The 26014-nt window shown below is 59.8% G+C and carries 20 protein-coding genes; 13 read left to right on the top strand and 7 right to left on the bottom strand.

Going from position 1 to position 26014, the window contains the following annotated elements:
• Positions 1-416: 416 nt before the first annotated feature.
• Positions 417-683, bottom strand: coding sequence for a winged helix-turn-helix domain-containing protein (locus tag RQH14_RS23205; RefSeq protein ID WP_396136341.1), 267 nt, complete (start codon positions 681-683; stop codon positions 417-419).
• Between the two features lie 192 nt (positions 684-875).
• Here RQH14_RS23205 and RQH14_RS21535 point away from each other — a divergent pair, with 192 nt between their 5' ends.
• Positions 876-1382, top strand: a complete 507-nt coding sequence (locus tag RQH14_RS21535; RefSeq protein ID WP_311215156.1) for a hypothetical protein — start codon at positions 876-878, stop codon at positions 1380-1382.
• On the opposite strand, the gene RQH14_RS21530 is transcribed toward RQH14_RS21535, so the two are convergent.
• Positions 1336-1659 (bottom strand): helix-turn-helix transcriptional regulator, encoded by a 324-nt coding sequence (locus RQH14_RS21530; protein WP_091466822.1) that lies wholly within the window; start codon positions 1657-1659, stop codon positions 1336-1338. The two genes, RQH14_RS21535 and RQH14_RS21530, sit on opposite strands and share 47 nt — an antisense overlap.
• A gap of 182 nt (positions 1660-1841) precedes the next feature.
• Between RQH14_RS21530 and RQH14_RS21525 the strand changes: the two genes are divergently transcribed.
• From RQH14_RS21525 to RQH14_RS21470, 12 genes are all read left to right on the top strand, one after another.
• On the top strand, positions 1842-2741 hold the full coding sequence (locus tag RQH14_RS21525) for a sigma factor (protein ID WP_311215155.1): 900 nt from the start codon (positions 1842-1844) through the stop codon (positions 2739-2741).
• 1343 nt (positions 2742-4084) lie between these two features.
• Complete coding sequence (locus RQH14_RS21520) at positions 4085-4612, top strand: NlpC/P60 family protein (RefSeq protein ID WP_311215154.1); 528 nt, start codon at positions 4085-4087, stop codon at positions 4610-4612.
• A gap of 321 nt (positions 4613-4933) precedes the next feature.
• Positions 4934-6886, top strand: coding sequence for an AAA family ATPase (locus RQH14_RS21515; protein ID WP_311215153.1), 1953 nt, complete (start codon positions 4934-4936; stop codon positions 6884-6886).
• A gap of 226 nt (positions 6887-7112) precedes the next feature.
• Positions 7113-7400 carry a hypothetical protein gene (locus RQH14_RS21510; RefSeq protein WP_017197424.1) on the top strand — a complete coding sequence of 96 codons (288 nt, stop codon included), beginning with the start codon at positions 7113-7115 and terminating at the stop codon, positions 7398-7400.
• 12 nt (positions 7401-7412) lie between these two features.
• Positions 7413-8831 carry a type IV secretion system protein gene (locus RQH14_RS21505; RefSeq protein WP_311215152.1) on the top strand — a complete coding sequence of 473 codons (1419 nt, stop codon included), beginning with the start codon at positions 7413-7415 and terminating at the stop codon, positions 8829-8831.
• Positions 8824-10314, top strand: a complete 1491-nt coding sequence (locus tag RQH14_RS21500; RefSeq protein ID WP_311215151.1) for an SCO6880 family protein — start codon at positions 8824-8826, stop codon at positions 10312-10314. The genes RQH14_RS21505 and RQH14_RS21500 overlap by 8 nt, the downstream gene beginning before the upstream one ends.
• Positions 10311-11771 carry an ATP-binding protein gene (locus tag RQH14_RS21495; RefSeq protein ID WP_311215150.1) on the top strand — a complete coding sequence of 487 codons (1461 nt, stop codon included), beginning with the start codon at positions 10311-10313 and terminating at the stop codon, positions 11769-11771. The genes RQH14_RS21500 and RQH14_RS21495 overlap by 4 nt, the downstream gene beginning before the upstream one ends.
• A gap of 26 nt (positions 11772-11797) precedes the next feature.
• Positions 11798-13570, top strand: coding sequence for a TraM recognition domain-containing protein (locus RQH14_RS21490; RefSeq protein WP_311215149.1), 1773 nt, complete (start codon positions 11798-11800; stop codon positions 13568-13570).
• On the top strand, positions 13567-14067 hold the full coding sequence (locus tag RQH14_RS21485; protein ID WP_311215148.1) for a hypothetical protein: 501 nt from the start codon (positions 13567-13569) through the stop codon (positions 14065-14067). The genes RQH14_RS21490 and RQH14_RS21485 overlap by 4 nt, the downstream gene beginning before the upstream one ends.
• Before the next feature lie 83 nt (positions 14068-14150).
• A complete protein-coding gene (locus RQH14_RS21480) occupies positions 14151-15308 on the top strand; it encodes an ArdC-like ssDNA-binding domain-containing protein (protein WP_311215147.1) in 1158 nt (385 codons plus the stop codon).
• A gap of 52 nt (positions 15309-15360) precedes the next feature.
• Positions 15361-15867: a single-stranded DNA-binding protein gene (locus RQH14_RS21475; protein WP_311215146.1), complete on the top strand. Its 507-nt coding sequence runs from the start codon at positions 15361-15363 to the stop codon at positions 15865-15867.
• 100 nt (positions 15868-15967) lie between these two features.
• Complete coding sequence (locus RQH14_RS21470) at positions 15968-16249, top strand: hypothetical protein (RefSeq protein WP_311215145.1); 282 nt, start codon at positions 15968-15970, stop codon at positions 16247-16249.
• Positions 16250-16542: 293 nt separating this feature from the next.
• Here RQH14_RS21470 and RQH14_RS23200 read toward each other — a convergent pair whose 3' ends face one another.
• From RQH14_RS23200 to RQH14_RS21450, 5 genes are all read right to left on the bottom strand, one after another.
• On the bottom strand, positions 16543-17244 hold the full coding sequence (locus RQH14_RS23200) for an IMP cyclohydrolase (protein ID WP_396136340.1): 702 nt from the start codon (positions 17242-17244) through the stop codon (positions 16543-16545).
• A gap of 729 nt (positions 17245-17973) precedes the next feature.
• Positions 17974-21540: a MobF family relaxase gene (gene mobF / locus RQH14_RS21465; protein WP_311215144.1), complete on the bottom strand. Its 3567-nt coding sequence runs from the start codon at positions 21538-21540 to the stop codon at positions 17974-17976.
• Positions 21541-22887: 1347 nt separating this feature from the next.
• Positions 22888-23094 carry a hypothetical protein gene (locus RQH14_RS21460; RefSeq protein WP_311215143.1) on the bottom strand — a complete coding sequence of 69 codons (207 nt, stop codon included), beginning with the start codon at positions 23092-23094 and terminating at the stop codon, positions 22888-22890.
• 115 nt (positions 23095-23209) lie between these two features.
• Entirely contained in the window at positions 23210-25117 is a 1908-nt protein-coding gene (locus RQH14_RS21455; RefSeq protein ID WP_311215142.1) for a beta-L-arabinofuranosidase domain-containing protein, read from the bottom strand.
• A 68-nt stretch (positions 25118-25185) separates the two neighbouring features.
• Positions 25186-26010 (bottom strand): carbohydrate ABC transporter permease, encoded by an 825-nt coding sequence (locus tag RQH14_RS21450; RefSeq protein WP_311215141.1) that lies wholly within the window; start codon positions 26008-26010, stop codon positions 25186-25188.
• Between the last annotated feature and the right edge of the window lie 4 nt (positions 26011-26014).

Genomic DNA, 26014 nt, shown 5'->3' with positions numbered 1-26014 from the left:
CCCCCCCCCCCCCCCCCCCCCCCCCCCCCCCCCCCCCCCCCCCCCCCCCCCCCCCACGACCCTGGCAGCGAACGCCAATGCGGCCGGACTTCCTCGGCCACTTGTGCACCTGGGCTTCACCATTCTTCAATCCAAGGCCCTCCGGTGGGTGACCGGCCTTGCTGAACCCATATGTCTCGATTCCCTGGACTGGTTGGCGCGAGCAACGGAACTGGACAAACCGATCCTCGTACTCCATGGAGAGAAGGACGACACAACGCCCTTCGAAGCATCCAAGAAAGCTGCCAGTCTGAGGCCGGACCTAGTCAGATTGGTGGAGTTTGAATCTGTGGGCCACTCTCTGGAGTGGAATGTCGACCCCGAAAAGTGGGAGCGATCGGTCGAGGAGTGGTTCTACGGTCTCCCGCTGGCTGGCTCTAGTCCTGAATCAGCGGGAGCGCAGTCGTAGGAGGCATTTGCACTGAGTACTGGGCCGCTAGGTCAATGAGCTGACACTCGACCAATGAGGCGTGAGCGGAGTAACGCTCGTCGGCCAAAGCCTGAATGTAGCCAGCCGACTCAAGGACGAGGAGATGACGCTGAACCGTCGCGCGGGAAGCCCGTAGTCCTGACGCCAAGACGCCAGGGGTCGATGGCCCACTTCTGATAAGGAAGCGAAGGATCTGGCTCCGTGTTCGGTTCATCAAGATGGATGTAGACATTCAAACCACGGCTCAGGTTTGGGGGATGCTTGCTGTAGACGGGTCTACAGCAACAGGATACGCCTCATGTAGATCGCGGAAAAGATTCAAGGTGGGGTTGATTGTTTAGTCACTGCGCTCGCGGAATACTGATGGCAATGCAGCAGTATTTCTATTGGAACGAGGCAGTGGAGCATGCCGGCAAAAGACGCTAGCCGCAACGGCGAGTTGTCACCACAGGCGACCCTTGCCCGCCGGCTAAACCTGCTGCTCGACGTCGCAGTAGCCGAGAGGGGTTCGCCCGTCACTTTTAGGGAGATTGAGGCCGGACTCCGGTCTCGAGGAATCAAGATCTCTCGAGCAAGATGGTTCTACATGAAGGATGGAACAGGCCGGCTGGTCAGCGATCCGCAGCTGCTAGCCGCTATCTGCGAGATGTTCGACGTCGATCCCTCCTATCTGCTGAACGGCATCGAAGGCGACGTTCCAGAACGCATCGATTCGCAGTTGGAGTTTGTGAAGTCTCTGAGGGCAGCCCGGGTGAAGTCATTCGCCGTTAGGGCGCTCGGGGACGTCTCGCCGGAAACGCTACGCGCCATCTCCGAGTATCTAAACAAAGACATCGACTTGCACCCGAACGGGGAGCGGGCCGCAGCTACTCCTCCAAGACATACCGAAGGTGGGCGTCGAGCAACTCCTTGATGCGGGCAGGATTCGCTGAGTAGCGAGGAGAGCGGCCATGCCGCCGCCCGGCTTCCACATCCACCTCAATGGCGCCGACCTGTTCCAGGGCGATGAGGTGTTTGGCGACGCTGGGCTCGCCGGCGCTGACTGCCGCGACGATGTCCCCTCTGGACGCAGGACCATTCGCCGTCAGGAACCTCAGAATCTCATTCCGTGAGCGGTTCCCGAACGTCGCCACAGCGTCTTCAACGTCGGGCGACCAGGCGTCGTCGTGAGGCTGCGTGATCCGTGGCATGGCTCCATTCTTGCTGAACAACATGCGAAAAGTAAGAACTAGGGTCTTGACGATACTTTAATTATCTTTGACAATAATTTTTAGAAGCTTGCGTTGTGGTCAGGATTGTTCCTGCCACGTCGAGTCGCCCCATCTGGTGACTCTGAAGATATTCAAATCCGTTAGTCGAAGCGGTGAGAGCCATGAGCCTGGAACGCCTGGCGGGCAACGCTGAAATAGAAAACTCAACCCCATCCCCTGTGGATATTTCGCTGCTGAGTCCGGTGGCGCCGACGCTGACTGTACCCGTCGACCAGATGATGGGAGCGGTCGAAGGCGTGCGCCGCTACGTCATCTCCCACTTGGCTCGAATCGGCCGCTCGTGCGATGTGGACGATGTCATGCAAGACATCAGGATGGCTGTCTGGGACGGGGTGGCACGCGGTAACTACCGGCAGATCCCTGGGGTTCCATTTGGGGCGTGGGTGCAAGGCGTCACCGGGAATGTCTGCGCAGCGCACGTCCGAAGGGAACTCGGCCACAAGACGCTGCCGCTGCTTTTGGATCCGGGCAATGGTGAGAGTTCGGAGGTTCTCCAGCAGTTAACGGTGCTGGTCGTGTCCCGTGATTACCGAGAAGCCGAGGAGATCATCGATCAAGAATGGGCGCACATGGTTCTCGGGCTGACTCGGGCCGCTGTGTCTGCTCCGGTATGGCGCCTCGCAGTGGGTAGCCTAACCGAGCCGCGACGATACGCCCCTCCGTCGCCGCAAGACCGTCGTCGTTGGAATGCAGTCACCACGGTTCGGCAGACTGCAAAGACCATAAGCCAAGCGTTGGATGTAGATCCTGAAGCTGTGCACGACATGCCCGGTCTGTGTCGGCATGCCGTTAGTTGTCTTCCGAGTCCGCTGCTGCGGGGAGTGGCCGAAGCAGTCGTTCTGCCCGAACATCACGGCGTCGAAAGGCAGGTTGCCATAGCCGCGATTGCCGAGGAGTTCAAAGTCACTGATCGATACGTGGCGGTTCAAATCGGCACGGCCCGTCGGCTATATCAAACGGCATGGAGAGTCATTCGCAGTTCCATGACTTCGGCTGTCTGAGTCATGTTGCTCACTGGCGAGCCGAGCCACGGATTGGCTTAGGAGGCAGACATGGTGAAATCCCTTTGGCGCGGGCGACGAACTCGTCCGTGGATGTTTGGCCTGGCACTGGCGGCCATCGTAGGCGCCCTCATCGCCGTTCTCGTCGCACCGCGGGAGTCCTCGTCTACAAAAGGGGCGGGTGTTCCGTCGACTAAATCTTCGACGCCGCGGGCTCTGCCGAGTGTTTCCCAAACGCCTTCGCCGAAGCCAACGAGGTCAGCTCCACTTTCTAAAGTGCCGGCAAACGTTCCGCCTGTCACAGCCGATTATCGGGCGCTTGCTTCCGCGGCCGCCGTGGCTATCTATAGCTGGGACACCCGAAGTTCGTCCTATTCGGATGTGTACGCTCGAATTCGGGGTTGGTGGTTCGTCCTCCCTGACGGATCAAATCCGTTGGCCGTCCTCGTCCAGGAGTTTGAGGCAACGGGCATAAACGCAGGGTCCTTCGCTTCGCTTGCGGGCCAAGGTGCCTACAGGGTAGCGACGTTTGAATCCCTGGCATGCGACAACGAACTCGTAAAAGTTCGCGAACGCCCGGCTCCATGGGCGGGGCTTCACGTCTGCACGGTTCGTCTCAAGGTCATCGACCAGACAGTCAGTACCAGCAATTCGTACACAGCGCCGGTCAGTGTCATGGCCAATTGCCCGCCCGCAGCGACCGCCCCTTCTGATCGATGCCAAATGGTCGGCTTCTATGCCTCGACTAGCCGGATCATCTACTGATGCCGCATCCAGTTTTGGCGATGGCCCTAGTCAGGCGCCGAGCCCTAGTACGGGCTGCAACCGCCGTCGTTCTCGTCATCGTGCTTTCCCTAGCTGTTGTCGTCTGTACCGTCGTTTTAGCCTTGGCGGGTGACAAGCCGCAGTCGCCCGTCGGGTGTGTGTCGAGTAGCGGCGCTGTCACACAAAGCGTCCTCGAGGACAGTGGATCTCGGCCTGATGGTCAAGGCGTTGGACTCTCCGCAAGCCAGATTGCTGTGGCGCAGGGGTACATTTCCGTCGGGAAGCAGCTTGCCGTCCCACGGGAGGCGATGGTGATCGCCATAATGATGTCTCTCCAGGAGTCGACCCTCCGGATGCTCGCCAACGCGAATGTCCCCGCGTCATTTCAGTATCCTCATGACGGGGTGGGGAGCGACCACGACTCAGTAGGTTCGGCACAGCAGCGGCCGGCGGCTGGATGGGGAACCGTTGCAGAGCTGATGGATCTTTCTTACAACGCACGGGCATTCTATGGAGGGCCGTCGGGACCGAACCAAGGCAGTCCCCGAGGTTTGCTGGATGTACCAGGCTGGTCTGCCATGAGCAAAGGGCAGGCAGCTCAAGCAGTCCAAGTTTCAGCGTTTCCAGAGCTCTATGCTCGATGGGAACCGCAGGCAACAGCCATCGTTGACCTGCTCCAAGGTGTCACCACGGTCCCGACGTGCAGCGTGGGGGAGAGCAGCCGGCCACAGCTGGTCTCCGCAGAAGGCTTGCCCCAAATCCGACAAGACATTTTGCACTACACACAGTTGGGTGTGGGTGGTGCCTACGTCTGGGGTGGGACGGCTTTCAAGGCCTGGGACTGCTCGGGGTTTGTGCTGTGGATCTATCGGCAGGTTGGAATCGAATTGCCCCGCGTAGAGCAGTGGCGAGTAGGACGGATGACCGGTGACCCTCAGATCGGAGACCTTGTCGTTCAGAACCCACAAGGTCCCTACAACTGGGGGCATGTGGGGATCTACGCTGGCGACGGCATGATGTACAGCGCGCTCAACCCGTCCGCTGGGACGCTGATGCATCCGATCGACTGGAATCCAGGAACGGCCTACTTCGACCTTCTCGACTGACCTACGACAGGCGCGGGCCCGACGCTCGTATCGCACTGAAACCGAAACCCGCCTCCATTACTCTCGACGTCGTCCCTCTTGCTCTGCAATGACAATGTGGACGCCGCTGGCAGGGTGACAGACGGACCAGAACGATCCTCCAATAAGCTCAAACGCCAAGAGCCGGTGTGGTGGCGTTCCGAATCGGACTCCCTGACGTTGCGTTGCAAAGCAGATCAAGTGACGTGCGAAGATTGGGTTGCACAATTCCTGTGGATCGAAGGGCCGCCGGTAAGTTGGCGGCCAAGAAAAATTAGTCAAAGGGGCAAACAGTTGCGTCTGATGAAAGCGTCCATCAGCGGATTCGGAAGAATTGCTGCGGGCTCGATTGATTTGAGTCCCCGGGTCATTGCTATCGTAGGGCCAAATGAGGCCGGTAAATCGACGCTACTTGATGCATTGCACTACCTGACGGATACATCAGACACCCTTCCACACGCACGCCGCTCTAGGACCGTCGGGACAACAGACGAAACAACTGTCGTTAAGGGTATATATGTCCTCGACGAGGTTGAATCTCAAGCCTTCAGCGACTTGGATCTCGAGGAGCTTCCGCGAACGATCGAACTTTCAAGACGAGCCGGAGATACCACTCAATTCATGTCGGTGGAACCGCGTCCTCAAAGATCGAGGGCCGAAGCTACCGAACTGGCCAACCGCTTCCGATTGGCCGTCACAAGCAATGCTTTGGTGCCCTTGGAAGGACTTGAGGACGCTGAGCCGGATGAGGATTGGTCGGTTCGTGCTAAGCAAGCGAGCGAGAATTTGGACTCCATTGTCGCCAGCTTGAAGGAGGCTGAGGACTCAGACACGCTACGTGAGCGAGTTTCCGATCTTCGTGAGCAGCTCGAAGACTTGCTGGAGTCCGCCGAATTTTTTCAGGCCGAAGCCAAGGCCTATCAAGCAATCTCTGGCCTCCTCGATTGGGCCAGTGCCGAGTCGCCGGCCGGTGAGGTACGCCGCCGGTTGATTGAAATGGTTCCCGAGGCCCTTCTGTTCTCTGAGGGGGATAGGACCCTACCTTCTGCCTTCGCCCTGACTGAGGAATCGCTCCAGGTGGTTCCCGCTTCAATTCAAAACCTTGCGGACATGGCGAGTCTGTCATTGCCGCACCTCGTGGCAGAAATCCGTGACGGCAATCGGGCTGCGCACCGAACCAGGGTTCAAAGGGCCAACAGAGTACTCAAACGGAAGTTTAGGGAATCGTGGCGACAGTCAAACCTGTCTGTTTCGTTTAACCTTGAAGGCACGACATTCTACATAGAAATCGTCCAAGACGAGGACATAGTCACCCCGATTGATGAACGAAGCGCCGGACTCAGAATGTATGTCGCGCTTATAGCTTTTCTCGAACGCCGGTCACATGATGTCAAGCCAATTCTTCTTATTGATGAGGCGGAAACGCACCTTCACCTCGATGCGCAGTCCGACCTCGTCGCATCGTTTTCACGTCAGGAGGAAGTCGCCAAAGTCATCTACACGACTCACTCGCCGGCCTGCTTGCCAGCTGACCTGGGAACAAACGTTCGAGCTGTACTTCCAAGCGCTTCGAACTCACAGGAGAGCACTCTGGAAAACAGCTTTTGGCGAAATGCTAGTGGCTTTACCCCACTTATGATCGCGATGGGAGCGGGAGCGTCAGCCTTCGCTACTGCCCGATATGTTGTACTCGCGGAAGGGGCAACGGAAATGCTCTTGCTGCCATCGCTGATTCGGGCTGCGACGAATCTGACGGAGTTGCCATACCAAATTGCCCCTGGTCTTTCCGAGTCTTCCCCAGAGGACTATGAAGATCTGAATCTGGAAGGTGCACGAGTGGCATTCCTTGTGGACAGCGATCCGGGCGGGGCGAAGCTGAAAAAGAATCTTGTCGCCGCGGGAGTCTCTCAGGACAAGGTTGTCGAGCTCGGGGAACTCATGCTCGAGCATCTTCTCGAGCCTGTAGTCTACCGGGACGCCTATTCGCAACTGCTGCGTGATTGGAACCCCGCTGCAGATATCGAGGATTCTTTCGTCTTTGATGAGGCCAGCAAGACACCTCGTCCCAAGCAGCTGGAACTCTGGGCAAAATCCAAGCCCGGGCTCCGCATCCCTGGCAAACGGGATGTGGCAAGCTACCTTGCGGAACTCGGAAAGGCCGTCCCCAGCGAACGCGGGGCATTGGTACTGCAAACTCTTCACACAGAATTGGAAAGCGCCCTAGGCATCAAGGCCGTCACGGTAAAGCAAGGCTAGGCCCAATCGTAAGTCCCATTAGAAGGCTGCGAAGACGAACTGTCAGGATACTGTCTGTTGTGCTAAGAATGGCCAGCAACCCTTCCTCGGGGCGGCGTTGATGGCCTGCGTTAGTGCTTTGGTTCTCTTACCTCTTGCTTCGTCATGTTGTCCCCACGCTGCACATCCATGAAGTCGTGAGCTCAATCAGCTCATTCCATAGGAAGACGACTGGATGGAGCACCAAATGGTACTGGCAGCGGTGGATCCTGGGATCACACCAAACGCGAACTTTCCTTTTCTTGAATCCCTCAAGCAGATCGGCGGCGGCATCCTCGTTGGCGCGTTCATCGTCATCGCGATCGTGGCGATCATCGGAGCTGCGATGCTGTTGGCCGGCAAGCTGAGCCAATCGTCGCGTCTTGCCTCAGGCGGCGGGGTGATCCTGCTGTGGACCGGCCCCGTCGCGGCAATCCTCGGCGGGATCAACGGCTACATACTCTGGTCCCAGACGGCCTTTCCGTTGGGCTTCTAGCCGCTCACGATCATGCCTATCGAGTGTGACCTCAACGGTTGGTGGCCGCCTGGTTGCGGACTGGTTTCACAAGCCAACGACGGCGTCCAAGGCTCCATCACCTCAATCTTCGCCAACGTCCTACAGAACATCGCTTCATGGATGTGGGGGTTCATCACTGGGGCCTTCAGGGTTTCCGAAGTCGACGATTCGCAGTGGGCGGCCATTGGCGGACTAACTAACTGGTGGGTCATCGTGATGATGACTCCGCTGGTGGTCGTGATGATCCTCCAACTCCTGTCCGGACTGATCAGTCAGCAACCTCGCAGGCTGATCAGAGCACTGGTCGGGGGAGCGGCTGCGGTACCTTTAGTTGCCGCGGCGGTCTACCTGGTCCAGCAGCTCACCCGAGTGACTGACTCTGCTTCGACCGCTCTCCTGGAGTCGATCGGGACAGATCCGTATGTCGTGTTCATGCGGCTCTTCGGCTTCGAACGAGCTCCCCAAGGCTCCGAGCGCGAATGGAATGTCATCTCCCTGGCGCCCGGCAATCAAGGCGGAGCTGTCGGCGGCGCGATAGTGACAGTAATGGCTGTCGTTGTCGTCTGGATTCTGGCGTTCATCCTCATGTGCTCGATGATCTTCAGGACGTTCGCCCTCGCCGTCCTGGCAGCCGTCGCGCCGGTCGCCCTCATGATGATGCCCTGGGAGAAGTCAAAGGCCTGGGCCGGGCGGTGGTGCGAAGTCGTCGTCGCGCTTTTACTGGCAAAACCGCTGGCAGCCACAGTTCTTGCGGCGGCGATCAAGCTATTTGCGGAGTCGACGTCTTTTGCCGGGTTGGCGGCTGGCACTGTCGGTATGGTTCTTGCCTGCGGAGCGCCACTGATGGCGCTGAGGCTGGTGAGCTTTGCCGGTGGCGAACTCGCAGCAGCAGCTCAAACGGCTGGCGGCGGCCACGTTCTTGCTCGCAGCAGCAGCGTTGTCTCCAGGCAGTTCAGCCGGCAGCTCGGTGGCCGCATGACGATTGCATCAATGTTGGGCAGATCGTCACTAGCGCGACCCATTCCCTCAAGTCGCAGAGACTTCCCCACGCGCGTGTTGTCACCTTCACTGCCCCTGCCGCGAGGCCTGACGAGCACGACGCCGATACTCACCTCAGGTGTAAACGCTTCGGCATCGTACGGAGCAAACTCTGCCCGCGGAGGCGCCGCAAGGCGGGACGACGTGGTGAGTGGAGAGGTCGTATCCGAGCAGAGCAAGCAAGCGTCGTCTGCGACACCGTCGCCGATAGGCCGGAACCAGGCTGTCGGTCCGCCAAAGTCAAACCGCCCTAGGACTCCTCGGCAGCCCGAGGTGCGAAGTCCGGGCAGCGCGCTGCCCGCATCTCAATTGCCGCCCATCAGGCCCAAGGCTTCTGAGGGGCACTTCCCTCCGGAGAAACCCCATGACTGAAGATTCCCGTGCCCTTGAGGCCGTCAAATTTCCCCGATACGAGCGCCGTGGCATTTTTATGGGGTTGAAGTGGTACCAGCTCGTGTTGCTGGCCCTCGGCATCCTGACGGCGATCATTGCCTCTGCAGCGGGAGGTCCTGTCGGACTGACGACTATGAGTCCCATCTGGCTGCTGCTCATGCTCATGGGGGTGCTCCAACACGCTCGAATCCCGTATCCCATCTGGGTCAGCCTCATCACGCTGTTTTTTGTGCGACTAATCCTCGGCCAGACTCGATACATCGCCCGTCCCGAGAAAGCACTGAAAGCGGGGAAGCTTGCGCTGCCAGGTGGTCTTGGCAGTCTCAAACTTCAGATGACGAGCCGTGGAGAGTGCTTTATCGTGGACCTTCAAGGCAAGGAAGCAACTGTGGTCTTGCGTTGCACCACCAGATCGTTCGCTCTCCTCGACGACGATGACAAAGCGTGGGCAGCCCAGGCATGGTCACGGGTACAAGCAGGACTCGCCCAACGCTCGGACATAGCAAGAATCGCCGTTCAGGACTACACGGTTCCGTATCCATCGTCAGCGCTCCAAGACTTCTACGATCACACCATCGTGCAAAACGGTGGCCAACCCGGTGGTGATTCGTGGGGTGAGGTGGCGTATCAGGACTTGATTGCTGCTGCTGGATCCGCCATGAGTCACGACGTCTTGCTTTCCCTTGTTGTGGATACCGCCAAGTCGAGGAGGCGCATCAAAGAGTCCGGCGGCGGCGTAGGCGGACTCGAACGTGTTCTGCGCTTGGAGGTACAGGCAATCACTACATCATTGGCAACTCATGGGGTGCGGGTGGACGAGTGGCTTTCGGAGTCCCGACTACTTGAAGTGTTCAGGGGTTCTTTTGATCCTGAAGCGGTCTCCCGAGGGTCGGCGAGGAAAGACCGCGAGCCGCAGAATGCCCAGCCGAGCGAGCAACGGCGGCTGAGTTCAAGTCCAATGGCCCTCGAGGAGCACTGGACTTACCTCCGCACGGACTCCGGATTCCACCAGACTTTCTGGGTCGCAGAATGGCCGCGGCAAAAGGTGTATCCCGGGTTCCTGCACCCGCTAGTTTACGTCGGAGACTTCCGGCACACGGTCACGCAGGTAATTCGTGCGGTACCCACCTTGGAGGCGCTGCGGGACATCCGATCGGCCCAGGAGGCCCATGAAACCCGGCGAAGGATTAATGCCCGGTTCGACAGGCCCACGACGCGGGAGCAGCGAGCCGAGGAAGAAGAAGTATTGCAACGGGAAGAAGAGATCGTTGCCGGACATGGCGATGTTCGGCCCACCGCCTTCGTGACGATCACCGCGGCGTCATTGGAGGATCTGGCCCGACACCGCCACGAACTCGAGTCTGCAGCGGCCGGAGCGTTCGTGGAACTGCGATTGCTGGCGGGGCAACAGTGGGCAGCTTTCATCGCGGGAGGACTGCCCTTGGGAAGGGGACTGCGATGAGCCTCAAGAACCAAGAGGTGACCTATACGCCGTCGGGCACTCGCGCCGAACGCAAGAGCCTCAGAAAGGCGACAACCGCTGAGTCATTGCCGCAGAAGCGCAAACTCGGCCAGCGAATCGACGAAGCCTTGGAACGGCGCGGCGACCGCGAGCGCCTTGTCGGCGATTGGGGGAGTAGGGAACCGCAGTCACTATGGGGACCGCATAGACTGCGGCCGGCACCTCACCGCGCCTCGACCATGACCTTTGCGGCGGCCTACCCCTTCATCACGGAGTCAGGTCTTGGCCACGAGGGAACGTACATAGGAACTGACGTCTTCGGTTCGGGAGCTTTTTCCTACGATCCGTGGATCCTGTACGACAAGGGAATTATCAGCGGTCCTTCGATCGTAGTGATTGGCACGGTTGGCACTGGCAAGTCGATGTGTGGGAAGTCGCTGGTTGCTCGCTCCATCACGTTGGGACGGAAAGCGGCCGTTGCGTCTGATCCCAAGGGTGAATGGGTGGCGGTGGCCAAAGCTGTGGGCGGCAAAGTCATCTCCGTTGGTCCCGGACGCACCGCTCGGGTGAACCCTTTGGACGCAGGTCCACGGCCCAGTTCTCTATCGGACACTCAGTGGAAGGCTGTCGTCCGACAGCGACGCCGGCAACTCGTAGTGGCCTTGGTGTCTCTTATGCGTCAAGGAACACCGTTGCATCCCGTCGAGCACACCGCCCTCGACATGGCCCTCATGGAAACCACCGCGGAAAACTCGACGCCGACCCTTCCTATGGTGCTGGACCACCTCTTGAGTCCTTCCGCAGAAACGCTCGCGCTTGTCGGTAAAGAGGGCGGCGCATCGGTCAGTCACTCGCTGCGGCGCACGGTATCCGGCGACTTGGAAGGCATGTTCGATGCGCCGTCCACGGTGGCCTTCGACGCCGACGCGCCAATGATGGTCATGGACACGTCCGCACTCATCGGTGCGTCCGAACAGGCGTTATCCCTTGCCGCAGCCTGCTGCGCCACTTGGCTGGAAGCAGCAGTGACAAACCCCGACGGCGGCAAGCGGCTTGTGGTGTATGACGAGGGTTGGCGGATGCTCGCCGATCCCTACATGTTGGCCAAGATGAGCGAGCAATGGCGCCTTGCGCGAACCTACGGGATTGCCAACCTCCTCATCATGCACAAAGTGGCTGACCTCAACGAGATCGGGGACAGCACCAGCGGTCACCGTCAAAAGGCCTTGGGGCTGCTGACAGAAGCAGATACGCGAATCATTTATCGCCAGAAGCATGACGCCATGCGCCTCACCAAAGAAGCCCTGGGTCTCACAGAAGCTGAGTGCGAGCACGTGGAGAACCTTCCGAAGGGCGTTGGGCTTTGGAAGGTGGGGAACCGTTCATTCATCGTTGCCAACAGAGTGACCACGGACGAGCTGGAAGTGTTTGGCACCGATGACCGGATGCACCTGTGAGGGCGAGATCGAGTAGCAGCAGTCCCATGGTTTCAGTGGGACTCTGGGCTTTGTCCGGTTACATGGCTTTCTGCCTGTTGGTCCAGGCAGCTGCCCACCTTGTTGGCGCTGGGCACTGTGGCGGCAGGCCGCCGTCGTTCTTCAACCCCGCTGCAGGCGTCGGGCTGCTCGCTGGGCGTCAGGAATGGATTGTTGGTTCCTCCCGACACTGCACTGTAGACATGGCTGCGGTGTGGTGGATGGTGGGCGTCGTTCTCACGTTGCTAGCGGCGCTCGCAGTCGCGGCGGCCTTCGCGTGGAGAACCTGGAAACAGTCAGGCGCATGGCTGCGGCAGGACATCCTGAGCAGGGATGGCGTAGCTGGCCGGGCGGAGATACTGCGGGACTTCGGAGCCAGAGCCGTCCGCAAGCGTGGGCAATTCACTCGGCCAGGCCTCAGCAAGCCGAGCATTCACGATGTGTCGTGGACACTTGGGCGTTCGCGTGGAGTGACCATCCATGTTTCCACCGAAGAGTCGATGGTCATTCAGGGGGCTCCTCGGTCGGGCAAGGGCCTATACGTGGTCATCAATGCGATTCTCGATGCGCCCGGTGCTGTTGTCACCACATCAACGCGAGCTGACAACCTGGTAGTCACGATGCGAGCGCGGATGTCTGATGGGCGGCCGGTTACAGTCTTTGATCCTCAGGGCATGTCAGGTCTGCCAACGACGCTGCGCTGGTCGCCGGTACGTGGTTGCGGTGACCCGGATATCGCAACCCGACGGGCTCTTGTGATCACCGCAGATACAGAGATGAAGGGCGAGAACGCAGCGTGGCAAAAGCGCTCGCTGATCGTGCTGCAGTGCCTGCTCCACGCGGCTGCCCTGTCAGGGGAGGGCATCGCAGCATTCCGCCGATGGTCGTCCAGCCCGGTGTTGGCCAGAGAGGCGCTGGATATTCTGGGGCGTCCCGGCGCGGCGTTGGGGTGGCAGGCTGACCTGATGGGGATCTTGGAAGACGACCCACGGAACACTTCCAACTCCTGGATTGGGGTCTCAGCAGCCGTGGCTCCACTCTCATCTCCGAGAGTGTTAGCGGCGCTGAACCCACAAGACGAGGCTCAGGAGTTTGATCCCAAAGCCTTCATCAGGCAACGGGGGACGCTCTACCTTATTGGCACCCGCTCTGGAGCGGCGGCCGCTGGCCCCTACCTGTCCGCCCTGATCGACGACATCGATAACGCCGCGCGAGAGCTGGCCTTCGTCGCACCTGGAGGCCGACTCGATCCACCGCTTTCTCTGATCCTCGACGAGATAGCGAATCTATCGCCGTGGCCTGGCCTGCCTGTAGTGCTCTCTGATGGTGGTGGTATCGGCATCTCAACGCTCGTGGTTCTGCAGTCCCTTTCGCAGGCGCGGAGCGGATGGTCGATCGAGGAGGCAGCCACCATCTGGGATTCTGCGATCATCAAGGTGATCTTCGGTGGAGGTTCGGATGAGCGTGACTTGCGCTCGCTGGCGGGTCTGCTGGGGGAGCGGAGCCTGATCCTCAACACCCGTTCCTGGTCATCTCAGGGCCGTCAGGACGGTGAACAGATTCGGGAGAGCCCGGTGATTCGTCTGGATGAGATCCGGCGCCTTCCTGTTGGTACGGCGCTCATGCTTGGCCGACGAACTCGTCCGATCCTCTTGGACTTGCGTGACTGGCATCGGCGGAAGGACGCCGCTGAGCTGGGTCGGTCGAAGCTGGAGACCGAGCGAGAGCTGGCCGCTGGCCACCTGAGTCGGCAGGAAGCGAACAGCGAGGCTGATTCATGAGTACCCAGGCGGACGATTCTGACTTCGAGGTGGGGCGGGTATCTGACTTGGATGATGAACTCACGGCGGAACTGTTCCGATCGTCGTTCCAGCCGTCGCCGCGCAGCGTCGGGGTGACGCATCGGTGGCGGGATATGTCATCTACGCAGGCGGAGGTGGTGTGGCAGAGCCTCTTCGATTGGGTTCGCTGGTTTGTGGCCACGTATCAGCTGACGACGTCGGTGGTGCCGGACTGTTGGTGGCGGCACTCGGAGATCGTGGCAGAGTTGTACGCGCTTCAGCGGGCGGAAGCGGCGTCCTTCACGTCAGACGACTCCGGATTCGGTCCGCTGGCGTTCCACGAGAGGCTGCCCCACGGCGTCGAGCGTCTTCGAACACACACGCGGACGGCCGGATGCGTAGGGCTGCAGAGCCACAAGGAACCGGTCGTGAGGATCGTGCCGGCAGTGCCGGACTTCGAGGACTGGAAGCTGGGTACCCATCAGACCAGTAGCTGATTCCGTCATGCCGTTGCGGCGGTGGTTCGACATGAATAGGTGATCCCTTCTCGGGGCGTCTAGAAGCACGAAGGATGGCTGTCGTGGCCTCTGCATCTGAACTTAATGCTGGCGCGAGCGGTGCATCGGAAGCCGCCGCGCCGCCGTCGAACGTTCGCCTGTCACCCGAGGAACGCATAGCCGAACTGACCAAGGGACTGCACACAGCACTTGAGGAAGCCATCGATTCGCCCATGCGCTGGCAAGTCCTGCTCGACGCCTCCGCAACCCTGTGGCGTTATTCCGGGGGTAACGTCGCCCTACTGATGATGCAGATGGCACAGCGCGGTACCCAAGAGCCGACGCTGGTGGCCGGCTACAAAGAGTGGGCCCGGCATGGGCGAACGATTCTGCGGGGAGAGCACGCGCTCTGGGTTATCGCGCCCCGGACAGCCTCGATGCAGGAACTGATACTTGCCGACGGGCAGCGCAAGCTCCTGCCAACGAATCAGACTGCACCTGATGATGCTGTCAGCAGGGGCAAGAAGAACGTGATCACGGGTTGGCGCGGGCAGGCTGTCTTTGACGTCACTCAAACGGAGGGCACGCCGCTGCTGGTGCCTCGCGCGGACGCTCACGGTGGGGCGGACGTGGGTGATCTGTGGAGTTCCCTGCGGGAGGTTGCGAAGGAACACAGCTTCCGGGTTGAGGTGTCGGGATTTCAACACGGCTACACCAGTGGCTATACCGACTTTGATGCTCGTCGAATTCAAGTTGGTGCCTGGATGAACGACGAGGAGCGGGTAGCGGTTCTTGCCCACGAACTCGGTCACGTCCTGTTGCACGGACCGGACGACCGCCTGGGACGACTGTATGGAAGCAGTGCGAACCATCGCGGTCTGGCCGAGGTGGAAGCCGAATCGGTTGCCTATACGGTCATGCGAGCGCACGGCATTGATCGTGGACCGCAGTCAGCTTCCTATTTGGCTGGTTGGGCAGATGCTGTGATTCGTGCGGAGAAGGATTTGAAGCACGACTCCTCAGAAGGCTGGATGCCGGCGTCGCGCGTGGACATCGCCAAGTCGGTCCTGGGGCGCGTGACGGCGGCAACCAAGGGAATTCTTGCTATCTCGGGTCCACCTGGGTTCGGAGGAAAGTTCGCTGCCGCCAGTGTTGACCGGTCCGTTGCGGACAATCCGAGTTATGCCGGCGTCCCTGGACCGAATGCTTCATTGAATGGTCCCGAGATTGCTGGTCCCTGAAAGCACAGATGTTCGTCGGGAGAGGCCCGCCGACTAAGGAAGGTAACCCATCATGAATACAAAGATCCCCATCACTATCGCGGGGAACCTGGTCGCAGATCCCGAACTGACCATCGGGGAATCCGGAACTCCGCACGCGAAACTCCGCGTGGCCGTGAACCAGCGGATTCCCAACCCAGATGGCACGTGGCGAGATGGCGAACCGGTCTTTCACAACGTGTCTGCGTTCCGGATGCTTGCGGAGAACGCCTCTACTTCTCTGAAGAAGGGGGACCCCGTGACGGTGTCTGGCGAGCTCGAGTTCCGTTCCTACGACAAGGACGGTGAACGACGTGAGGCGCGGCGGATCATCGCTGACACTATTGGGCCAGACCTTCGCTTTGGCACTGCGACGTATCAACGCTCGGCGCGAGCAGTCTCCGAGCCTGAAGCCGCTGTAGATGCGACGGGACCGCAAGCCACGACGGCGACAGGCTGGCCCGCGTACAACGTCACCACTAAGGGGCCGGTGGTGGCGTCCCCTTTAGGCGGAGCCCGGGTGAATGACATGAACGTCTGACCGCCTTGGCTCGTTCAGGCCCACGTTTCGTTTGTTGAGGCGTGGGCTTTCCTATGTAAGGGGTGATCCGCATTCGAACATATGTTCTAGTCTTGTTGCTATGAGACCGAAGCAAGACTCCACCGCTTTCGCCCGCATGGTGGCACAAATAGACGCCGACAATAGCCACCCCAAACCTGACGACGGCAAGATCATCGAGCTTGAGCCCGGTGGTCAGCCTTTGGTTCGTGTGGGGGAGATATATGGTCGGGCGATCAAATACACGAGGAGCTTTGGGCTGGTTGAGTGGGTGGATGACAGGCGGGACTATCACATTCAGTGGTTCCCGGCTGGGCAAGTGAAGCGCGTTGATCTGGAGTCTTGGAGGGGGCGGCCGCTGTAAGAGAATGCGACGACGCTACCTTAAGCCGGCCCTGCCTTGGACCAACGTCGCACCGATAAGGGGCTAAGTGAGTCGTGTGCATGTCCGACGAGGCTCCCCTCCCAAACTGCCATCCGGGCAAGGAAATAAACTGACTTAGAAGATCAGTCTCGTTCCTGGATTTCCCTTGAACGTGCGATTGAAGCAGCCCGGCGAAGAAGGGTGGCATTGCCGCCCGTGTGGGCCGGAAACAAGTGGTTGCTTCATTTAGCCTCTCCTGCCGCGGTTCAGTTTGAGGTTTTGATGCGCGTCTATTAGTGCTTGTTTTTCACGATTCCGGACAGGAAGCTCGCGTCTTGTAGCGGGAAGGCCGCGACAGCAACCTTCAGGTTCGGGTCGAGCACTGCCCAAAGTTCTGACACTAGGGACTCCCACGCGGACTCGACCCTTACCACCACGGGGTTTCCATTTGGTTGGGGAGAGTCCAAATCGCCGACGTAGGTGGTGACGAGCTGCCCTTGCCCTGGGGCAGGGCTCTCGATGTGTAAGGTCCTGTGCTGGGTGATGCCTGGCCAGTGCGGGTCTGATACAGAGCCAGCCGTCACGAAACCTTGAGCGCCCTTGCGAGTCAAGGCCACTGTTGCTGAGATGCGTGGGGTGTTAATCGGGGGATCGGGTTCGTAGTCGATTTTTCGATGGGCCTCTTCAAAGGTGGTGCCCGTCTGAACGTCATCCCAGATCTCTTCAACGTGGCTTCCGTTTCCCAGTATCACCGCGTGAGAGTCCCGAACGGCCGCTGTGTAGTGCCGAAGCTCGTCCGTCGGACCGCCAGTTAGATCCTGGACGACGACTGAGCTTTCGTTCAGCTGGATCCGCCGCTGTTGGGATGCAGGGCTCCTGCCTGTCAGCCAGTAGAGTCCGAACGCTACGCCTTGAACATCGAGCCCGAGGACGAGACCCCGACCTGGGTATTTACGCGCAGAACATATGGAAAGAAGCGAACTCGAGCCAGACATGGCTCAATAGTTGCACGCGCAAGCAACATCCCTAATTTCACCATCGACAGATGAATCCGAGTGACGAATCGTGGCAAAACAAGTCCTTACGTTCCTGCGGACTACACAGCGCCCCGCTTTATAGTGAGCCCAGATAAGTCCGCTCGCCGGGGCCAGAAAGATTGAGATAGGCAATCCTCGGGGGCTGGGCGCAGGCTCTAGCGATCGACCAGCGGCGCCCACGCCAGGACATGTTCGCCGCTGATCCGGTACGTCCCGGGCCACGGAACTCCCGGTCGAACCTGCGTTGGATCCGGCCGGATCAGCAGAACAGACCCAGGCCAGATGGGCTCCGGGAGTGCTTCGATCCATGCTGGTTGGATGTAGTTGAAGCGATTCCACCTGATGGTGACCCACGCGCCTGTCGGCTCAGGGGCGTCGACGGTTAGGACCGTGATTTCAGTTGTAGTCCCGCTGGCCTCTTTTAGACCCTCGAGACGCTTCCATTGAGCGTCGGTTTCCGATTGCCACCGCTGTAGACCCCGAAGGCGCCGACTCCAGACGACAATGAGTAGGACGCTTAGGGCGGCGATGGTCGGCAGTAGCCAAGCGGTACCGGTAACCGTAAAGGCCAAGGCGGCCAGAATTAGGCCAAGCACCAACGTCACTGCGCTCGCCACGATCAGAGCGGGTGTTGCTACTCTCGGCATAAGGACTGGGTTCATACGCATAATTGCTCCAGCTTCCAGTTTAAAGCTGCCACCCCGCGCTTGTCAGGCTTATTGGGGAGTCGAACCCATGCAAGTTGCCGACATCTGTTAGCCCTGGCTCTGGTGTGGCGGCTTGGGTGATTTCTTGCCGTAGGTGGTCCCACTGCGCTCGCTGTTCCCATTCCCAGTCCGCCGGAGTCGGACCAAGGGCGAGTGCCGCGCTATTGACGCCCCACCGATCCCGGTACACGGCCACATCACGGAGCATTGCGGCCGACTCGAACGGATCTGCACCCGCCTCGATGTCTTTTCGCAATAGTGTGGCCCATTCAGGGTGATCGAGTAGAACCGCGTTGGCGACGTGCTCCGCACGGTTCCCAATCCGCCGTCGTACTTGGGCCATCAGGACTGCAAGGTCTGGGCGGTCTTTCGGCAGCTGCTCAGTCAACGGATCGATGGGCGATGGGGGCATCGCCGAGCAGAACCTGCGAAGTCGGGCGTGGATAACGGCGGCCAGGTCCCGCGCATTGGCTTCTGAGCCCAGAGTCTCGTTCAAGGCCCGATGGGCTCCTTGGCGACTGATGTTGTTGGCACGTCGCCACGCAGCGACTGCGGCGCCCCAAGCAGGAGATTCGCGCATCTCCTCAGAGCGGCCGGGCACAAGACTGTCGATAGCTTTCGAGAGATCCATACTCGCAGCGATTTGAGCCAGATAATCGTACTCGCGGCTCAGACGCTCGAGGCTGTCGGCGTGCTGCCGTTCGAAGTCCCGTACCTCGTGAGCCGTTCGCTCCGCACCTTCGGCAGCAAGGACCTCGCCGAGGATCACCCGCCAGCTCGAACGGGCAGTCGGGTCCAGGATTTCGTCCTCGTCCGGGTCGTTCTCGCTGACGTAGGCCGTGTTGGAGTGCCGGCCCCGGGTCATGCTGACATACAGCAGTTCCCGCGTGAGGCGCCCAGGGGTGACGACGGTGTGTCCGGTGTCGACAGTGAGGCCTTGACTGCGATGGGCTGTGGTGGCGTAGCCCAGCTCCAGGGATGATTCCACATAGCTGCTCGGCAAGAGTAGGGCAGCCCCGGTGTCTTTACGTATCGCATTTAGAGCACCTTGGCGTCTATTGAATCCCGTGACTTCGAGCAGCGCCCCATTGCGAAGGAACTCACCTCGATCGTCGCGAATGGATCTGTCATTCCGACGAGCTATAACGATGTCGCCACGACCGGCTCTCAGCCCGTCCCGAAGGAGGAAGGTACGTTCCGCGTCGACGGCGCCCAGACTTACCCGGTCGGCTTGAGCCCGTTCATTGAGCATCTGGACGCTCTCATTATCAGGAGCTATCAAGACCGAGATGCGTCCAGCCAAGACATCCGAGTGCCACGCAGAGTAGGCATGGTCGACCATATCCGAGTAGTGGCCATGCCTGATGCGACCATGGCCCTCATACTCTGCGAGCACAGACGGACGTCCCTCCCGCAGCCCGAGGGAGGCTGACCGTTCCCACGGATCCTTGAAGCGCCAGATCGTGCTCAACCGCGCTGCCTTCCCTTGCCGATCAAGCCAACCCAGCACACCGCCGGCATCGATGGAATCGAGCTGGGCCGGGTCGCCAACTAACAGGATCTTGGCACCGGCTTCCGTGGCCTGGCTGACCAGGGCTGCCAGCTGGAATGTTGAGACCATGGAGGCCTCATCCACAATCACGAGCTGTTTGGACTGAAACCGCCATCGGGACTGCTCAGCGGCCAGCCGAGTGACTTCCTGTTGAAGCCGGTTGACAAATGGGCCGACGGGAGCGGCTGCTCTGCGCAGTCGATCGTCCGCCTGGAAGAATCGGTCTGCGCGCTCAGCCGCACCAGACCCAGCAGACTCGTGCAGCCACTTAGCGACGTTCTCAGTGACCATGCGCAGCTCCGAGCCGAGAACCTCGGCGCTCGCAGCAGCCGGCGCCAGACCCACAACGCTGCCCATCCCATACGCTGCCTCCCATGCTGCTTTGACCGCGCCAAGGGTTGTCGTCTTACCTGTCCCTGCCGGCCCAACGATGGCATCGAGTCTGCATGAGCTCAGCAGGACATCCGACGCTGCCGTCAGTTGGTCATCGTGCAGTGGTGACCCTTCGCCGTTTCTGTATGAGGTGAGCGTCTGGAATGTGAGATCGACCGGGACGGCCGGCCCGCCGTCGTCGTTCTTCGCCGCCATGACTTCGTCCTCAAAGGCGAGCGTCGACTCATCCGTGTAGAGGCGCGACCCGTGGAAGTCGAAGACACTGCGCCCGGCGAACCGCAGATTATCAGCGGCATCCGCGGGGACGCAGTAGCGGTACTGGTTGAGCGGTACGGATTGAAGCTCTGCCGCCGTGGCCACGGCATCGATCAGCGCGTTGCGATCGGCGGGGGAGGCGCAACGGATCTCAGCACACACGCGCTCACCCTCGGCGATCAGGTTCCAGCGATTCCATGTGGAGCGCTTGGCCGCCACACGTTGTCGGGTGACAAGCCCGACGCCGGCAATCCAGTCCGGGACGAAGTCGCCAACGCGGAACGGACGTGAGCGGGAGCGTTGAATGGTGGAAGCCACGACGGATTCGGGATCAAAACCTTTGGCCTTTGCCCTGTCGCGCCACTGTGAGGAGAGCAGCCGCAAAGGTGACGGTGAACCGCTCTTAGGAGTTCGAGTCGAGAGGGTGGCTTGCTGGCGCAATTTCACGGTTGTCGTCGATGTCGGGCGAGTTCCGTGGTTCACGGTCCACTGTTCGACCAGGCGATCGGTCTCGACGTCGATGAGCCTTGAGCGATTGGAGAATTCGCGGATAAGGGCTTCAGCGATGCCAGTAAGTTGCTGGCTTGGATTATGTGTGTTTTGCGCCTGGGCTCGGATGTCGGTGTCCGTGCCGAGGTTGGTGTGCAAGGCATCGAAAAGCAGCCCGTTGTAGTGTTCGCTGGCGGCGACTACGGCTTTGTATAGGGAACGGGAGTCCAAGGTTACCCAGGCACCGTCCGTGATGCGCTGAACTCGGTTCGCGATGACAAGGTGAGTGTGGAGCTGAGGGTCGCCGGAGCGCGATTCCCAATGGTCGAAGGCTGCGGCGATGACTCCTTTAGTGCCGACGTGCGCAACTCCGTTCCGCCCGGATCGGGTGTGGATGGCCTGCTCTTCCATCCAGGCCAGTGCTGCTTCGATGGCTTCGTGGTGGGTCTGCAGGATCTGCTCCTGGAGATGCCGTGGACTGAGAGCCCACAGCGCGGAGACGGACTTCGGGACACTGAACGTGAGGTCGAAGCCGGCGACGGCTTGCTTTATCGCTCTTTGATTTCCGTCCTCTTGGCTGATCGGCGGCTGCCCGTGGGGCCTCCCTAGCGGTTCCCTACTGTCGGGATGGGTCGCGTCTTGGAAGATGGAACGCGCGTCGGATTCCGTGACCGTATCTCCGACCTCCCTGGTGATCCCTTGGAGGCCGTTTCCCAACCAACGACCTTGGGGCGTTCCCGTCTTCATGTAATAGCTGATGGCGTCTGGGGGAGTAGGGGAGAAGTCGTCCAACATCGTTGACTTGAACAGGTACTTGAGCCCTGACCGTACTGAGAGCCTGGCGATGGACATCGTCATCGTCGTGCTCCAATTCGGCTCCTGGCGGGCAACCATCCTCTTCTCCGGAGAATGTCGAGTGTTACTGAATCGAGCGCGATGCCTTTTGCGCGCGAAATTTGGAGCACGACAGCTGCCACGCGGGCGAGGTCTTGGACGTTCGTTCGCTGGGCGCGCTTTAGGCGAAGGACTTCGTTATGCAGGAGACCGTTTCTGGCCTCCAGCTCTTCGTAGATGGCGTGGAGACGTTCGAGTTCGGATGACTGGGACCGCAGCTGGGTCAGGAGTCGGTCTATTGGGTTGGCGTCATTTCCAGTGTCGCTACGTGCTTGCTGTCCGGAGCTGTGCGTGTTCACATCAGTTCATGAGTTCTGCCCGCACCACCCGCATGATTTTGCAGCGGACTCGCCCTTGGATGCCAGAGGTGTGAAGGAAGTGGTGACGGAGCCGCTGGGGAGGTCTGTGGCGCTTCGAGGATTTGGGTGATGGCGATGCATACGGGTGGCTGTCAGTAGCGCGGCCTGTGAACAGGAATGCAAGCCAAGAAATCGGCAATAGATGCAATCCGTTATGGCGGCACTGTCGGCTGAGGTCAGTTATGAGCCAAATGTGCCGCAGGCTGCGGCACATTTGGCTATCGCACATTGGTGCCAATCTCTCAATGGTGAACTGCTTTGCATGCCCGATCGTCCAGACGCGCTCTGGACGATCGGGCACCAAAGAGAGCCGTTCGTACTGAGGCACCGTGGCTCCTTGTCCCGGGATCCAGTCTGGACGATTAGCCCATCAGATGGTGGCGCAAGGGTTCGAGGGGCGACATCAGAGGACGTTCGCGGCGAATGAGCTCCTGAGCCGATTGCGCAACAAGTTGTTGCGCAATCGCTTTATTGCCCATGGTTTCGATAGGGCGGAAACGTGCCCAGCCGGTTGAGCCCTCAAGCGAACAAGGCCAAACGCCGATAAGCGCCCATATGTCAGCCTCCCGTCAGAAAGACGCACGCTGCTCAAACAATGACGGTTCGGGAGGTCCGTCAGATGATCTCGAGGGCGGTTGGTTGCAGGTCACGTCCCTTGATGGCAGCCATGGATTCGCGAACGTCATAGTGTCATCTTGCTGAAGTCTCCGGTATACCGATGATTTCGTTCATGGCACTCAACTTGAGGCCTGCAACAGCCGGGACTTCCAGCCTTTCTTTCCGTTGGCGGTACTGATGGAGGCCGCATGATCGGTCCCGGACGCAGGCTTCTTGAGGGCTGCACCGTCCTTGCAATCCGGGCAGGCCAAACGTCCGGCAGGCACGGCCTGCTTAAGGAAGCCGTTTCTTGTCATGTGACTTGGACGTATGGGGATCTCTGATTCAGCGAAACCTAGTGGACGGCTAAGAGTGTTATTCCGAAGGGAACGACGCCCGACAGTGACGCACTGTATCGTCCGTGCCCGTGTTGGGTCATCAGGATTCCTTGTGTCCCCGCTCTCATCGCCAGGCCGATGAGTTCGAGTTCGGCGGCGCCAAGACGAATGTCTCGATCCTCCGGGCTATTGACGTTGATCGTTATTGTTTCTGTCGTTTCCATGATTGGTTTGCCTTCCCTTCGGTGCTGGACGGGGTGGTAAGGGGTGTTTGGGCTGGGGACGAAACGGGGCTAGGGCCGGCCCGTCGTCCCCAAGCCCGTGTTCCGAGGAGCCCTGTTAGTGGGTTCGAAGCCAGATCCTCATGCTGACTGGTCCTCGGTTTCCCCAGGCATGGTAGGGGATGAGGTCAACCGCTAGGGGTTTTCCGGACGCCGTCTGAGGTGACGTACCGTAGGGCCACGAAGTCCGTAGGTTTGCGTCTAAATGGCCTTGGACCCTCAACGTTGCGTCTTCGTTTGGTGCTGGAATGATGAGTGTTTCTGCGACAAAGTCATCAACGTGGATTCCGTTGGGCAGTGATGCCGACTCAAGACAATAGACGAGGGGTCCGGCTTCTAAGGCGATTGCCCCTCGGACTGCGTCTATGCGCGGGTTCCCGTCCACGGCTCGGGGTTCGATGGGGAGCATGACGTGAATTTGGTCCCCCACAGTGAATGACTTGGTCACTTGCGCGTAACCGGGAACCGATTCGAATGTTTTTCCATGAACGCTGATCCGTGCCGAACCAGCCCACTTAGGGATGCGGAAGGCAATCGTCCATGGCTCAGTTGGTGTTTCGAGAACAGTAAAGAACACCGAGCCATCATCTGGGTAGCGCGTTGTCATTCCGACTTTGACGCGGTTACCGGAAGCCAAGACAGCTTCCAGTTCGGCATCTGCGTACTGATGGATCTGAATGCCGGAGCCATCGCGTGTTGCCAAGTAGGAACCGAGGCTTGCGAGCGTCCGCGCAATGTTGTTCGGACAGCAGGCCACATCGAACCACGCTGATCGCTGGCTCGAGTCGGCCCTTTTGCTTTGAATGGTCGGGTCTGTGGGTTCTCCGGGGCTCCTGCGGTGCAGGGTGTTGGAATAGAAGAACGACCTGCCATCGTCGGCCGAGGCTGTGGCCACAATGTTGAACATTGTGCGTTCGATGAGGTCGGCGTAGCGGGAGTTTCCGGTAGCTAGCAGTAGTCGCCAACTGAACATTACGGAGGCAACTCCCGCGCAGCTTTCACAGTAAGCCCGGTCGCTGGGTAGTTCGTAGTCCTCGCCGAAGGCTTCATCTTGGTGGTGTGAGCCCATTCCGCCTGTGATGTACGTGCGGGAGGCTACTGTGTTTTCCCATTGCGTTTCCATGATCGACAATAGGTTCTTGTCGTCAGTGTCTACCGCCAAGTCGACAACCGCCGCCGCCAGGTACAGCGCACGAACGGCGTGGCCACGCAAGACGGTGGCCTCCCGTACCGGAACATCGTCTTGGAAGTAGGACCGGCCCCATTCGATGTCTGCGAGGTGTCCATGGCCCCTGCGGTCGATGAACAGTTGTGCCTGGTGGCGGTACCGGTCGTTGCCGGTTGCCCGGGCGAATTCCAGGAGTCCGAGTTCGATTTCCGGGTGCCCGCAAACTGACTGGATGCCGTCTTCTCCGAATGTTTCGCAGATATGGTTCGCGACGCGTCGTGCGACGGCGACGAGTGCATCTTCTCCATGGCTTCGCAGGCGGGCAACGGCGGCTTGGAGCAGGTGGCCGTAGTTGTATAGTTCGTGACCCCATTCGAGATCGCTATAGCGGCCGTGCTGGCCGGGGCGGCCAAATTGTGTGTTCAGGTATCCATCGTTTTCCTGAGCAGCGGAAATGCGTCGGGTCATCTCGACGATGACGTTCTCAAGTTCTGCGCTGGGGTGATTGGCGTTTTCCCAGCAGTAGGCTTCGAGCAATTTGTAGACTTCGGAGTCAGCAAATTCCCGGCCCTTCCGTCCGACCGGGAGACGGCCCTGGGCTGCAAGGTCGAAGTTCGGAAGCCAACCAGCGCGCTCCAGCCAGCCCAGGCAGTGGGGGAGGGTATTGGAGGCGTTGATTCGCGACCTGGTCCCCCAAAAACCTGTCTCCATGAGGCGGGCCTCGGAAACGTCAAGGGGATGCAGCAACGTCGACAGTGGCGCTACAGGGCTCTGGAGGTGGTTGGTTGCGATCTTCATGGTCGTGGCATTGTCCAAACGCTTGGGGTCTCGATGGTCGATTGAGGCTGGTGTAACCGGTTTCGCGGTCATCCCTTGAGGGCTCCTGACATGAACCCGCTGATGTAGAAGCGCTGGAGCAGCAGAAACAGCACGATGCACGGAAGGGCAAGGACAACTACTCCGGCTTCGGTGACGCCATAGTCCACTGCACCCATGGCCTGCTGACGCAAGTTGGCGACGGCAAGTGGCAGCGGAGCGGCGTCCGGGTCGTTGATAAGGATCAGCGGGGCTATGAAATCGTTCCAAGCGGCCAGGAACGTGAAGAGGCCCACAGTTACCAATCCAGGCACGACAACGGGCAGAAGGATGCGTACCAGCGCGGTCACGGAGTTGCAGCCATCGACGAGGGCGGATTCTTCAAGCTCCGCTGGCACGGCTTCGAAGGAAATCCGCATCATGAACGTCGCGAAGGGCAGTTGGTACATGGTCAGGACCAGAGCGAGGCCGACAAGGTTATCGGTGAGGCCCAGACTTCCCAAGAGCACGTACAAGGGGACGAGCAGGCTTGCGTAGGGAACCATCAGAATGGCCAGGACCGCAAGGAATAGAACATTCTTGCCCGGGAAGCTGAAGCGGGCGAAAGCGTAGCCGCCGAGGAGGGACAGGAAAAGGGTCAGGATGACGGTCAGTCCCGATACGATCAGGCTGTTGAGAATGAGTTGGCCCAGCCCGGGTCCGTAGTCCACGAGGCGCTGGAAGTTGCCCAGGCCGAAACCTTCGGATTGGGAAGTCCCTGGTTGTCCCGATACTGAGGCGACGCCGCTCCACAGCAGTGGGAAGACGAAGATGATGGCTAGACCGATGGTCAGGACGTAGTAGGGCGTCCTCGACAGGGTGCGGAATCCTTTCACGAGG

The sequence above is a fragment of the Arthrobacter sp. WCS2018Hpa-7 genome, assembly GCF_031843805.1.
Lineage (GTDB): Bacteria > Actinomycetota > Actinomycetes > Actinomycetales > Micrococcaceae > Arthrobacter.
This window is presented reverse-complemented; position numbering and strand designations above follow the sequence as displayed.